Annotated in this window: 10 protein-coding genes; 5 read left to right on the top strand and 5 right to left on the bottom strand. The window is 56.0% G+C overall.

Annotation, left to right across the window (positions count from 1 at the left end; translation table 11 throughout):
* Positions 1-34 precede the first annotated feature (34 nt).
* The gene (locus AACY52_RS16335) at positions 35-2,473 is read left to right on the top strand and encodes a TonB-dependent siderophore receptor (protein ID WP_339560620.1); all 2,439 of its coding nucleotides are present in this window, start codon (positions 35-37) and stop codon (positions 2,471-2,473) included.
* A gap of 17 nt (positions 2,474-2,490) precedes the next feature.
* Here the strand turns inward: AACY52_RS16335 and mnmE are convergent, their stop codons facing one another.
* The 5 genes from mnmE to rpmH form a co-directional block, all read right to left on the bottom strand.
* Positions 2,491-3,861 (bottom strand): tRNA uridine-5-carboxymethylaminomethyl(34) synthesis GTPase MnmE, encoded by a 1,371-nt coding sequence (gene mnmE, locus AACY52_RS16330; RefSeq protein WP_339560619.1) that lies wholly within the window; start codon positions 3,859-3,861, stop codon positions 2,491-2,493.
* Between the two features lie 79 nt (positions 3,862-3,940).
* Positions 3,941-5,644 (bottom strand): membrane protein insertase YidC, encoded by a 1,704-nt coding sequence (gene yidC, locus AACY52_RS16325; RefSeq protein ID WP_339418520.1) that lies wholly within the window; start codon positions 5,642-5,644, stop codon positions 3,941-3,943.
* A gap of 2 nt (positions 5,645-5,646) precedes the next feature.
* Positions 5,647-5,892, bottom strand: a complete 246-nt coding sequence (gene yidD, locus AACY52_RS16320; protein ID WP_083207160.1) for a membrane protein insertion efficiency factor YidD — start codon at positions 5,890-5,892, stop codon at positions 5,647-5,649.
* The gene (gene rnpA, locus AACY52_RS16315; RefSeq protein ID WP_026083143.1) at positions 5,885-6,289 is read right to left on the bottom strand and encodes a ribonuclease P protein component; all 405 of its coding nucleotides are present in this window, start codon (positions 6,287-6,289) and stop codon (positions 5,885-5,887) included. The genes yidD and rnpA overlap by 8 nt, the downstream gene beginning before the upstream one ends.
* A 16-nt stretch (positions 6,290-6,305) precedes the next feature.
* On the bottom strand, positions 6,306-6,440 hold the full coding sequence (rpmH, locus tag AACY52_RS16310; RefSeq protein WP_003213577.1) for a 50S ribosomal protein L34: 135 nt from the start codon (positions 6,438-6,440) through the stop codon (positions 6,306-6,308).
* 585 nt (positions 6,441-7,025) lie between these two features.
* Here rpmH and dnaA point away from each other — a divergent pair.
* From dnaA to gyrB, 4 genes are read left to right on the top strand one after another with little or no spacing between them, the layout of a single operon-like run.
* Positions 7,026-8,537 carry a chromosomal replication initiator protein DnaA gene (dnaA, locus tag AACY52_RS16305; protein ID WP_339418519.1) on the top strand — a complete coding sequence of 504 codons (1,512 nt, stop codon included), beginning with the start codon at positions 7,026-7,028 and terminating at the stop codon, positions 8,535-8,537.
* A gap of 38 nt (positions 8,538-8,575) precedes the next feature.
* Positions 8,576-9,679, top strand: coding sequence for a DNA polymerase III subunit beta (gene dnaN, locus AACY52_RS16300; RefSeq protein WP_049710809.1), 1,104 nt, complete (start codon positions 8,576-8,578; stop codon positions 9,677-9,679).
* Positions 9,680-9,699: 20 nt separating this feature from the next.
* Positions 9,700-10,803, top strand: a complete 1,104-nt coding sequence (gene recF / locus AACY52_RS16295; RefSeq protein WP_339418516.1) for a DNA replication/repair protein RecF — start codon at positions 9,700-9,702, stop codon at positions 10,801-10,803.
* Between the two features lie 4 nt (positions 10,804-10,807).
* Positions 10,808-13,225 (top strand): DNA topoisomerase (ATP-hydrolyzing) subunit B, encoded by a 2,418-nt coding sequence (gyrB, locus tag AACY52_RS16290; RefSeq protein ID WP_339418515.1) that lies wholly within the window; start codon positions 10,808-10,810, stop codon positions 13,223-13,225.
* Positions 13,226-13,242 lie beyond the last annotated feature (17 nt).

The following is a 13,242-nucleotide window of genomic DNA, read 5'->3' as shown; positions in this document are numbered from 1 at the left end:
TAATCACGACGCAACCTTCAGGGCTAACCCACCTATGCGCCTCCCTACCAAGTTTCGCCAGCGGCTCTCCTACCACAGTTTGACCGGCAGCCTACTGCTGAGTACTGCAGCCACGGCCGGTGTTTTGCTATCAACCGGCGCCATGGCCGCCAGCGCGGTGCAACACTACGCTATTGCGGCAGGCCCGCTGGATAATGCCTTGAGCCAATTTGCAGCCAGGGCGAATGTGATTCTGTCTTTTTCGCCCCAGCAAACCATACGTTTGAACACGCCGGGGTTGGAAGGTGACTATTCGGTGGATCAAGGCTTTGCGCTGCTGCTGCAAAACTCAGGATTGCAGGCGGTAGTCCAGGCGCCAGGCAGTTATGTTCTGCAGGCCATACCTGCTGGTGAACTCACACTGGCGCCCACCACGGTAAGCACTTATCAACAGGCTGGTTTCAATCAGGAGAACGCCGGTGACGTGGGCTACAAGGCGCAAAACAGTCGTATCGGCACCAAGACCAGCACGCCTTTGTCAGAAACACCGCGTTCGGTTTCGGTTGTCACCGGCCAACGCATCAAGGACCAGAAGTCGCAGACGCTGACTGAAGTATTGGGCTATGTGCCTGGCATCTTCGCCCCCCCTTTTGCGGCCGGCGATGGCTTGGCAGGTGACCTGTTCTTCATCCGCGGTTTCAACGCCACGGATTACGGCTATGGCCTACTGCGAGACGGCCTACGCGTACAAGGCAACCGGTACGACACCACTAGCGAGCCTTACGGCCTAGAACGAGTCGAAGTATTCCGCGGCCCTTCTTCTCTGCTCTACGGTGAAAACGCACCAGGTGGCTTGGTGAACCTGGTCAGTAAACACCCGACCGCCACGCCGCAAGGTGAGGTGCAACTGGGTTACGGCTCAAATAACCGACGCCAAGTGGGTGTGGATATCTCTGGCCCTCTCAATGACAGCGACAACATTCTTGGACGGGTGGTGATGCTTGGCCGCAAGTCCGATACACAGACCGATCACGTCCCGGACGATCGACTCTACATTGCGCCTTCACTGACCCTTAATTTCGACGACTACAACACCCTCACCCTGTTGGCGAATTACCAGAAGGACCACACCAACCTCGAACTTGGCCTACCAGCCGCAGGTACCTTGCTTACAAACCCCAATGGCAAGCTGTCCAAGCACACCATGCTCGGTAACACGGACTGGAACACCTTTGAACGCGAATCCTGGAGTACTGGCTACGAATTCAGCCACAGCTTCAACAACGATTGGCAGTTCCGCCAGAATTCGCGTTATATGCAGTCGCGCATAAACCGTCATGAAACCTGGCCTGGTGCGTTGAATAACCGTGGCTTCGGCACTCAACTGAACATGACCGCCTACGACCGCTACAACAAGTCGATGGTCTACTCCCTGGATAACCAACTGGAAGGCAAATTCCAGGTCGGCGGGCTGGAAAATACCGTGCTGTTCGGCGCGAGCTATGACCGCACCTCGTTCAACCAGGACTGGGACGCGGGCTTTGCCGGGACCATCAATGTGTATAACCCGGTGTACCTGCGGGACCCGCTGACCCCTGTGGCTGTGCAAAACACCTTGCTCGAACAACAGATGAAAGGGGTTTATGCACAGATCCAGAGCAAGTATGACCGCTGGTTATTCTTGCTCGGCGGCCGTCAGGACTGGGTCGACAGCGATTTTCGCGACAAGGTGAACAAGGCAAGCAACACAGGCTCCGAGGACCGCAAGTTCACCTACCAGGGTGGGGTGATGTACCAGTTCGACAATGGGCTGACGCCCTATGTCAGCTACTCCACGGCGTTCGTCCCGGTGCAGCAGATTTCCAACGAGGGTTCACCGTTAAAACCGATCACCAGCAGCCAATACGAAGTGGGCGTGAAATACGAGCCGATCGGATGGGATACGGCGATGACGGTTTCGGTGTATGACTTGCGCAAGCAGGACGACACTTACCTCGATGCCACCACCAACAGCTATCGCCAAGTCGGCGAAAGCCAGGCCAAGGGCGTGGAAGTTGAAGTGAACAGCGCCATCACGCCTAACCTGAATGTGACTGCTGCCTACACTTACACTGACGCGCGGATTACCAAGGATTCGGCCACCTCTCTGGTTGAGGGGCGCCAGATGACTGGCGTGCCACGTAACCAAGCGTCGATTTGGGGCAAGTATCGATTCCTCGACAATCAACTCAAAGGTCTGTCCCTGGGGGGTGGTGTGCGCTACTTCGACAGTACGTTTTCCTACACGGCACCCAGCCTTTACGGAAAACTGGATGCCGGCAGCGTGACGCTCGTAGATGCTGCAGTTGGCTATCAAATCGACAAAAACTGGTCAGTCGATTTAAACGCCAAGAACCTGTTCGACAAGGAATATGTGTCTGGTTGCAACGATGCAGGGCGTTGCTATTGGGGGGACAGCCGTACCTTGCTCGGTACGGTGTCTTACACTTGGTAAGGTTGTGGATAACTCGGTTATTTACCGATGCAGAAACTGGAGAAGATCCGGCCCAACAAATCATCGGAACTGAATGCGCCGGTGATTTGCCCCAACAGCTGCTGCGCCTGACGTAAATCCTCAGCCAGCAACTCCCCTGCGCCCGCCAGGGTTAATTGTGCCCGACCGTGTTCCAAGGCTGCGCTCGCGTGGCGCAACGCCTCCATGTGCCTGCGGCGCGCACTGAAGCTGCTTTCCGAGGTCTGCTCGTAGCCCATGCAGGCCTTGAGGTGATCACGCAGCAATTCCAAGCCATCACCTGCTGACTTTGCGCTGAGGCTGATAGTGACATGGCCATCCGCGCTGGTTTCCAGCGCTATGGCTTCACCCGTCAAATCGGCTTTGTTGCGAATCAACGTGACCTTGGCTGGGTCTGGGCGTTGCTCGAGGAATTCCGGCCATAGGGCGAAAGGGTCCACAGCTTCGGGCGCCGTCGCATCCACCACCAGCAACACCCGATCCGCTTCGCTGATGGCCTTAAGGGCGCGTTCCACACCGATCTTTTCGACCTGGTCCTCGGTATCGCGCAAACCCGCAGTGTCAACCACGTGCAGTGGCATGCCGTCGATGTGGATATGTTCGCGCAGGATATCCCGGGTCGTGCCGGCGATCTCAGTGACGATGGCTGCTTCACGTCCCGCCAGTGCGTTGAGCAGGCTGGATTTGCCCGCATTGGGCCGTCCAGCGATCACTACCGTCATTCCATCACGCAACAAAGCGCCCTGCCCGGCTTCGCGCAGCACTGTGGATAACTCGTCGCGAACCTTATCCAGCATCGCCAATACGTGGCCATCGGCAAGAAAGTCAATTTCTTCCTCGGGAAAATCAATCGCCGCCTCGACGTAGATACGCAGGCTGATCAATTGCTCGGTCAAGTGATGCACACGCAGGGAAAACGCTCCCTGCAGCGAGCGCAATGCATTGCGCGCCGCTTGTGCAGAACTGGCTTCGATTAAGTCAGCGATCGCTTCGGCCTGAGCTAGGTCGAGCTTGTCGTTCAAAAACGCGCGTTCGCTGAATTCTCCTGGGCGGGCCAATCGGCAGCCCAATTGCAGGCAGCGCTGCAACAACATATCCAACACGACGGGGCCGCCATGGCCCTGCAACTCGAGGACGTCTTCGCCGGTGAAGGAATTTGGGCCCGGGAAATAAATTGCCAGGCCTTCGTCCAATACGCTTTCGTCAGCATCCAGGAACGCGCCGTAATGCGCATAGCGCGGCTTCAACTCACGACCGCTGATGGCCTTCGCTGCCAAGCCCGCGAGCGGCCCGGAAATTCGAACGATACCGACACCGCCGCGACCTTGAGCGGTAGCGACAGCAGCGATGGTTTCACGAGGAGCGCTCATCAGCAGGTTCCAGAACAAAAGTGACGGAAAGCAAAACGCCCCACTAGGGGGCGTCTTGAGTGGTTATCCACAGAGTAAATTACGCCTCGGCTTTTTTGGTAGCCGCTTCGATTTTACGTGTGATGTACCACTGTTGAGAGATCGACAACACGTTGTTGACTACCCAGTACAGCACCAGACCCGCTGGGAACCATAGGAAGAAGAAGGTGAAGATGATTGGCATCATTTTCATTACCTTGGCCTGCATCGGGTCCGGCGGAGTCGGGTTCAGACGCTGCTGGATAAACATGGTTGCGCCCATGATGATCGGCAGGATAAAGAACGGGTCTTTGATCGACAGGTCAGTTATCCACAGCATGAACGGTGCTTGGCGCATTTCCACGCTTTCTAAGAGTACCCAGTAAAGCGACAGGAATACCGGCATCTGTACCAGAATCGGCAAGCATCCACCCAGCGGGTTGATCTTCTCTTTCTTGTACAGCTCCATCATGGCCTGCGACATTTTCTGCCGGTCATCGCCATGTTGCTCTTTCAGTGCCGCCAGTTTCGGAGCCACGGCACGCATGCGCGCCATCGACTTGTAGCTGGCTGCCGACAGAGGGAAGAAGATCCCTTTGATCAGCATGGTCAGGAAGATAATCGACCAGCCCCAGTTACCGACGATGCTGTGGATATGTTGCAGCAGCCAGAAAATCGGCTGGGCAATGAACCACAGGAAGCCGTAATCCACAGTCAGTTCGAGACCTGGGGACAACTCTTTCAGTACAGCCTGACTTTTAGGACCCGCGTACAGGGTAGCGCTGGTTTCTGCCTTGGCACCTGGAGCAACGGTCAATGCCGGGCCAGTGTAGCCAATGATGTAATTACCTTTGGTGTCCTTGCGAGCCGCAACCACATTGTTCTGGCCAGGCTGAGGAATCCAAGCGGTCACAAAGTAGTGTTGCAACCAAGCAACCCAGCCGCCATTCACGTTATAGGTGATCGGCGCCTTTTGTTTGTCTTCGTTGACCTTGTCGATATCTTTCATCGACACTTTTTTGTACGGCTCCGAACTCGTCCACAGGGCAGCGCCCAGGTAAGTGGCGGTGCCAGTGGCGGTGCTGGAAGACGGATCGGAGCTGGCATCACGCTTGAGCTGCGCAAACATCGCGCCGGTCCATGGCTGAGCGCTCTGATTGTCGATCAAATAGGTGACGACAACGTCGTACAGTCCACGTTTGAGGGTGAACCGCTTGATGTAGTTGACACCGTCCTTGCTGAACTTCAAGTCAACAACCAGTTGGTCTTGGCCGTCGGCCAGTTGGTAACTCTTCTTCTCCGAAGAGAAAACCGGACGACCGGTAGCGCTTGCATCGGGACCGTTGGTGCCGATCAGGCCACTTTGAGCCAGGTAAACACGCTCGCCACCGTTATCGAACAGCTGGAATGGAATTTCCGGGTGATCCTGACGGCGCGGATACAGCGGAAGCGTCAGCTTGGCAACATCGCCACCTTGCGGGTCGATAGCCAGGTCCAATACATCCGTCTTGATCTGGATGAGGTCCGTGCTGGCGGCAACTGGAACTTCGGCAGGTGCGTTTGTCTCGCCCGGTGCACGTGGAATGTCGTCACTGGCGGCAGTTTTGTTGCCACTTACTGTGTCGGGAAGCCCCGCAGGAACAGCATTGGCAGCAACATTCTGAGTCGGCAGGGCAGCTTGGCCGTAGTCCTGGTTCCACTTAAGAACCATGACGTAGGACACGATTGCCAGGGCGACGATCAGGATCGTGCGTTTAATATCCATGATTACTCGGCCATCGAAGAAGAACGGGAGGTAGGGATAGATGGAACCGGGTCATAACCACCGGGATTCCACGGATGACAGCGACCTAAACGACGAAAGGTCAGCCAGCCACCGCGCAGAAGACCATGATTTTCTATGGCCTCTAACGCGTAGCAGGAACAACTGGGGTAGAAACGACAGTGGCTGGCCATCAGAGGACTAATGGCATAGCGATAAAACTGGATCGGAACGATTGCCAGTTTACGCATCAAGGCTGTCTACCCCTACAGTTTCGGTGCTGACTTCTGGTGCTGGCTTGTGGGTACGCGCCAAACGTTTCCATAGCTTGCCGAAATGCTGAATCAATTCGGGGTTTTCTACGTCCCCCAAGCCTTTGCGCGCGACGATAACAATATCCCAACCAACCAGAGTGTCCTGGTGGAGGCGAAACGATTCGCGCATCAGACGCTTGAGGCGATTGCGCTCAACGGAGAGCTTTACGCTCTTCTTGCCGATCACCAACCCAAGACGGGGGTGATCAAGATCGTTGTTACGCGCAAGGAGCAGGAGATTTTTCCCCGGAACCTTGCCGGTGGGGGAGTCAAAGACTGCCTTGAAATGCCGGGGGGTCAGCAAACGCTTTTCCCGACTGAAGTCCTGACTCACCACCAGTACCGGATTATCAAACTGCCAGACGCGCACGACCTTTGGCGCGACGACGCGACAGGACAGCACGGCCGTTCTTGGTAGCCATGCGAGCACGGAAGCCGTGAGTGCGGGCGCGTTTGATGGTGCTTGGTTGGAAAGTACGTTTCATGGCGTTGTTACCTGGTTCGTCCACAACGGGCCGGAATGGCCCCCGTTTTAAGAGACCGGCGATTCTAGAGAAAGCAAGCCTCTAGGTCAATTTCCAACCAGCTTTTCCTTCAATTAGATCTCTAGGCGCCATTTGGCCTTTTCTGTCTGCTTGGCCTTCAAGGGCAGTGGCATAGATATAAAAATAAAGAAGGAAGTTATTTAAAGCTTTTCTGTAAAGCTTATAAAAGCTAGGCAGGCCATCCTCTGTGGATAAGTACCTTTAGCCCACATTCCACGTGATGTACAGAGAATGACAACACGGGGGAGAAACGGTGCTCTGCCTGTGCTGCGCTGTCGGATAAGCTGTGTGTGGAATGGCTTGTTATCCACAGGGCAGTTACCCACAGACTTTAGCCCCCACTTGTACAACGACCTTAGGTACGCTTATCCACAGAGCTTATGCACAGACCATTGGTCGACTTTTTTACCGTTAAGACGTTGATTTTGGCTGGCCTCTGATCAACCTACATGTGGATAAGTGGGCGGCTCGCCGCTACAATGGCGGCTGTTTTTGCCTCACCGGCTTTCAACTTAGGGGATATCCGTGTCAGTGGAACTTTGGCAGCAGTGCGTGGAGCTTTTGCGCGATGAGCTGCCTGCCCAGCAATTCAACACCTGGATCCGTCCGCTACAGGTCGAAGCCGAAGGCGACGAGTTGCGTGTCTACGCGCCCAATCGTTTTGTCCTCGACTGGGTCAACGAGAAGTACCTGAGCCGCGTTCTCGAATTGCTCGACGAACAGGGTAATGGCGTTGCGCCTGTGCTTTCCTTATTAATAGGCAGCAAACGTAGCTCCGCACCTCGTGCTGCGCCGAATGCGCCGTTGGCCGCTGCTGCGTCGCACGCTCAGGCCGCTGCTGCACCGGCCCCCAGTGCACCTGCGCCGACAGCCTCCAAGTCCTCTGCGCAAAAGAATGCAGCACAGCATGAAGAGCCGTCCCGTGACAGTTTTGACCCTATGGCCGGTGCCGCCTCTCAGCAAGCACCGGTTCGCGCTGAGCAGCGCACCGTGCAGGTCGAAGGTGCGCTCAAGCATACGAGTTACCTGAACCGCACATTTACCTTCGAGAACTTCGTTGAGGGTAAATCCAACCAATTGGCTCGTGCAGCTGCCTGGCAGGTAGCCGATAACCCCAAGCACGGCTACAACCCGCTCTTCCTTTATGGCGGCGTTGGCTTGGGTAAGACTCACTTGATGCACGCTGTGGGTAACCACCTATTAAAGAAGAACCCGAATGCCAAGGTCGTGTACCTGCACTCGGAGCGCTTCGTGGCTGACATGGTCAAGGCCTTGCAGCTAAATGCCATCAACGAATTCAAGCGGTTCTACCGGTCGGTTGATGCCTTGCTGATCGATGACATTCAGTTCTTCGCCCGCAAGGAACGTTCCCAGGAAGAGTTTTTCCACACCTTCAACGCCCTGCTAGAAGGCGGCCAACAGGTCATCTTGACCAGTGACCGTTATCCGAAAGAAATCGAAGGCCTGGAAGAACGCCTGAAGTCGCGCTTTGGCTGGGGCCTGACCGTAGCTGTAGAGCCGCCGGAACTGGAAACCCGTGTCGCGATCCTGATGAAAAAGGCCGACCAGGCCAAGGTCGACTTGCCCCACGACGCGGCGTTCTTCATCGCCCAACGCATTCGTTCCAACGTACGTGAGCTGGAAGGCGCGCTCAAGCGGGTTATCGCGCACTCGCACTTCATGGGCCGCGACATCACCATCGAGCTGATTCGCGAATCCCTCAAAGACTTGTTGGCATTGCAGGACAAACTGGTGAGTGTGGATAACATCCAGCGCACTGTGGCCGAGTACTACAAGATCAAGATTTCCGACCTGCTGTCCAAGCGCCGTTCGCGTTCGGTAGCACGTCCCCGTCAGGTGGCCATGGCGCTCTCCAAGGAGCTGACCAACCACAGCCTGCCGGAAATCGGTGATGTGTTTGGCGGGCGTGACCACACGACGGTCTTGCACGCATGCCGCAAGATCAATGAACTTAAGGAATCCGACGCGGATATTCGCGAGGACTACAAGAACCTGCTGCGTACACTGACAACTTGATGACACCAGCGCAGCTTATTAAGGCAAGGGACTAGACCATGCATTTCACCATTCAACGCGAAGCCCTGTTGAAACCCCTGCAACTGGTCGCAGGCGTCGTCGAGCGCCGACAGACCTTGCCGGTGCTTTCCAACGTATTGTTGGTCGTCGAAGGCCAGCAGTTGTCCCTGACCGGTACCGACCTGGAAGTCGAGCTGGTCGGTCGTGTGCAGCTGGAAGAGCCTGCCGAACCTGGCGAGATCACTGTGCCTGCGCGCAAACTGATGGATATCTGCAAAAGCCTGCCGAACGATGCGCTGATCGACATCAAGGTTGATGACGCGAAGTTGGTGGTCAAAGCGGGTCGTAGCCGTTTCACCCTCTCTACTTTGCCAGCCAATGATTTCCCGACCGTAGAAGAAGGCCCTGGTTCGCTGACCTGCAGCCTGGAGCAGAGCAAACTGCGTCGCTTGATCGAGCGCACCAGTTTCGCCATGGCGCAGCAGGATGTGCGTTACTACCTCAACGGCATGCTGCTGGAAGTGTCTGAAGGCATCATCCGCGCCGTAGCGACCGACGGTCACCGCCTGGCGATGTGCTCGATGCGCGCCGATATCGGTCAGCCAGACCGTCACCAGGTGATCGTGCCGCGTAAAGGTATCCTCGAACTGGCGCGCCTGCTCACTGAGCCAGAAGGTAATGTCAGCATCGTGCTGGGCCAGCACCATATTCGTGCGACCACCGGCGAGTTCACCTTCACTTCCAAACTGGTCGACGGCAAATTCCCGGACTACGAGCGTGTGCTGCCCAAAGGTGGCGACAAGCTGGTGATCGGTGACCGTCAGGCCCTGCGTGAAGCCTTCAGCCGCACCGCGATTCTTTCCAACGAAAAGTACCGTGGTATTCGTCTGCAACTGGCCAATGGTCAGCTGAAAATCCAGGCCAACAACCCAGAGCAGGAAGAAGCGGAAGAAGAAGTGGGCGTCGACTACAACGGCGGTTCGCTGGAAATTGGCTTCAACGTGAGCTACCTGTTGGATGTGCTGGGTGTGATGACCACTGAACAGGTTCGCCTGATCTTGTCGGACTCCAACAGCAGCGCCCTGGTGCAGGAATCCGATAACGACGACTCGGCTTACGTTGTCATGCCGATGCGCCTGTAATCATGCTCAGCAGAAGCTAGATGTCCCTCAGTCGCGTCTCGGTCACCGCGGTGCGCAATCTGCACCCGGTGACCTTCTCCCCTTCTCCCCGCATCAATATCCTCCACGGCGCCAATGGCAGTGGCAAAACCAGCGTGCTGGAAGCCATTCACTTGTTGGGGCTTGCCCGTTCCTTTCGCAGTGCCCGCCTATTACCGGTCATCCAGTATGAACAATTGGCGTGCACGGTGTTTGGCCAGGTCGAACTGGCTGAGGGTGGGCACAGCAGTCTTGGGATATCCCGTGATCGCGGCGGAGAGTTCCAGATTCGCATTGATGGGCAAAATGCTCGCAGTGCTGCGCAGTTGGCGGAAATCCTACCACTGCAACTGATCAACCCTGACAGCTTTCGTCTGTTGGAAGGCGCGCCGAAAATCCGTAGGCAATTCCTCGATTGGGGAGTGTTCCACGTGGAACCGCGTTTCATGGCCACTTGGCAGCGCCTGCAGAAGGCCCTGCGGCAGCGGAACTCATGGCTGCGGCATGGTACACTTGACGCCGCTTCGCAAGCGGCCTGGGACCGGGAACTGTGCCTGGCCAGCGACGAAATAGATGAATACCGCCGTGCCTATATCAAAGCCTTGAAACCAGTCTTTGAGCAGACCTTGAGTGAGTTGTTGGACCTCGATGGCCTGACGTTGAGTTACTACCGTGGTTGGGACAGAGAGCGTGAGCTGAGTGCTGTGCTCGCGACGTCCTTGCAGCGGGATCAGCAAATTGGGCATACCCAGGCTGGACCCCAACGGGCTGACTTGCGTCTTAGATTAGGCGCTCACAATGCTGCGGACATTTTGTCCCGTGGTCAGCAAAAGTTGGTGGTGTGTGCACTGCGGATCGCCCAGGGCCATTTGGTTAGCCAGGCCCGGCGCGGTCAGTGTATTTATCTGGTGGATGACTTGCCGTCCGAACTCGACGAGCAACATCGCCGCGCGTTATGCCGCTTGTTGGAAGAATTACGCTGCCAGGTGTTTATCACCTGTGTAGACCACGAATTATTGAGGGAAGGCTGGCAGACGGAAACGCCAGTCGCTTTGTTCCACGTGGAACAAGGCCGTATCACCCAGACCCACGACCATCGGGAGTGAAGGCATGAGCGAAGAAAACACGTACGACTCGACCAGCATTAAAGTGCTGAAAGGTTTGGATGCCGTACGCAAACGTCCCGGTATGTACATTGGCGACACTGATGACGGTAGCGGTCTGCACCACATGGTGTTCGAGGTGGTCGACAACTCCATCGACGAAGCTCTGGCCGGTCACTGCGACGACATCAGCATCATTATCCACCCGGATGAGTCTATTACCGTGCGCGACAACGGTCGCGGCATTCCGGTAGATGTGCACAAAGAAGAAGGCGTTTCGGCGGCAGAGGTCATCATGACTGTGCTCCACGCCGGCGGTAAGTTTGACGATAACTCCTATAAAGTCTCCGGTGGTTTGCACGGTGTAGGTGTGTCAGTCGTGAACGCGCTGTCCGAAGAGCTGATCCTGACTGTTCGCCGTAGCGGCAAGATCTGGGAACAGACCTACGTGCACGGCGTTCCAAAAGAACCGATGAAAATTGTCGGTGACAGCGAAACTACCGGTACGCAGATTCACTTCAAACCGTCTGACGAAACCTTCAAGAATATCCACTTCAGCTGGGACATCCTGGCTAAGCGTATTCGCGAACTGTCCTTCCTTAACTCGGGTGTGGGTATCGTCCTCAAGGACGAGCGCAGCGGCAAGGAAGAGCTATTCAAATACGAAGGCGGTCTGCGTGCGTTCGTTGAATACCTGAACACCAACAAGACTGCGGTCAACCAGGTGTTCCACTTCAACATCCAGCGTGAAGACGGCATCGGCGTGGAAATCGCCCTGCAGTGGAACGACAGCTTCAACGAGAACCTGTTGTGCTTCACCAATAACATTCCTCAGCGCGACGGTGGTACTCACCTGGTGGGTTTCCGGTCCGCACTGACGCGTAACCTCAACACCTATATCGAAGCCGAAGGTTTGGCCAAGAAGCATAAAGTCGCCACTACCGGTGACGATGCTCGCGAAGGCCTGACGGCGATCATTTCGGTGAAAGTGCCAGATCCTAAGTTCAGTTCCCAGACTAAAGACAAGCTGGTGTCTTCCGAAGTGAAGACCGCAGTGGAACAGGAGATGGGTAAGTACTTTTCCGACTTCCTGCTGGAAAACCCGAACGAAGCCAAGCTGGTTGTCGGCAAGATGATCGATGCTGCACGCGCCCGTGAAGCCGCGCGTAAAGCCCGTGAGATGACCCGTCGTAAAGGTGCGCTGGATATCGCCGGCCTGCCGGGCAAACTGGCTGACTGCCAGGAGAAAGACCCTGCCCTCTCCGAACTGTATCTAGTGGAAGGTGACTCTGCTGGCGGCTCCGCCAAGCAGGGTCGTAACCGCCGTACCCAGGCCATCCTGCCGTTGAAGGGTAAGATCCTCAACGTCGAGAAGGCTCGCTTCGACAAGATGATTTCCTCTCAGGAAGTCGGCACCTTGATCACGGCGTTGGGCTGCGGTATTGGCCGTGACGAGTACAACATCGACAAACTGCGCTATCACAACATCATCATCATGACCGATGCTGACGTCGACGGTTCGCACATCCGTACCTTGCTACTGACCTTCTTCTTCCGTCAGTTGCCGGAGTTGATCGAGCGTGGCTATATCTACATCGCCCAACCGCCGTTGTACAAAGTGAAAAAGGGCAAGCAAGAGCAATACATTAAAGACGACGACGCCATGGAAGAGTACATGACGCAGTCGGCTCTGGAAGATGCCAGCTTGCACTTGAACGACGAAGCGCCGGGCATCTCCGGTGAGGGGTTGGAGCGTCTGGTTAACGACTTCCGCATGGTGATGAAGACCCTCAAGCGTTTGTCGCGCCTGTACCCTCAGGAGCTGACCGAGCACTTCATCTACCTGCCAGCCGTGAGCTTGGAACAGTTGGGCGACCATGCGCACATGCAGGATTGGCTGGCCCAGTACGAAGTGCGCCTGCGCACCGTCGAGAAGTCTGGCCTGGTGTACAAAGCCAGCCTGCGTGAAGACCGTGAACGTAACGTGTGGCTGCCGGAGGTCGAGTTGATCTCCCACGGCCTTTCCAACTACGTCACTTTCAACCGCGACTTCTTCGGCAGCAATGACTACAAGACAGTGGTTACTCTGGGCGCGCAGTTGAGCACTCTGCTGGATGACGGCGCTTATATTCAGCGTGGCGAACGCAAGAAGCAGGTCAAGGAATTCAAGGAAGCCCTTGACTGGCTGATGGCTGAAAGCACCAAGCGCCACACCATCCAGCGATACAAAGGTTTGGGCGAGATGAACCCCGATCAGCTGTGGGAAACCACCATGGATCCCGCCCAGCGTCGTATGCTGCGTGTGACCATCGAAGACGCGATTGGCGCAGACCAGATCTTCAACACCCTGATGGGTGATGCGGTCGAACCTCGTCGTGACTTCATCGAGAGCAACGCGTTGGCGGTTTCTAACCTGGACTTCTGATTCAGATAATCGCAAAC

It is taken from the genome of Pseudomonas sp. EA_65y_Pfl1_P113 (assembly GCF_963970525.1).
GTDB classification, from domain to species: domain Bacteria; phylum Pseudomonadota; class Gammaproteobacteria; order Pseudomonadales; family Pseudomonadaceae; genus Aquipseudomonas; species Aquipseudomonas tritici.
The sequence above is the reverse complement of the archived record's forward strand: the minus strand, read 5'-3'. Positions and strand labels throughout refer to the sequence as shown.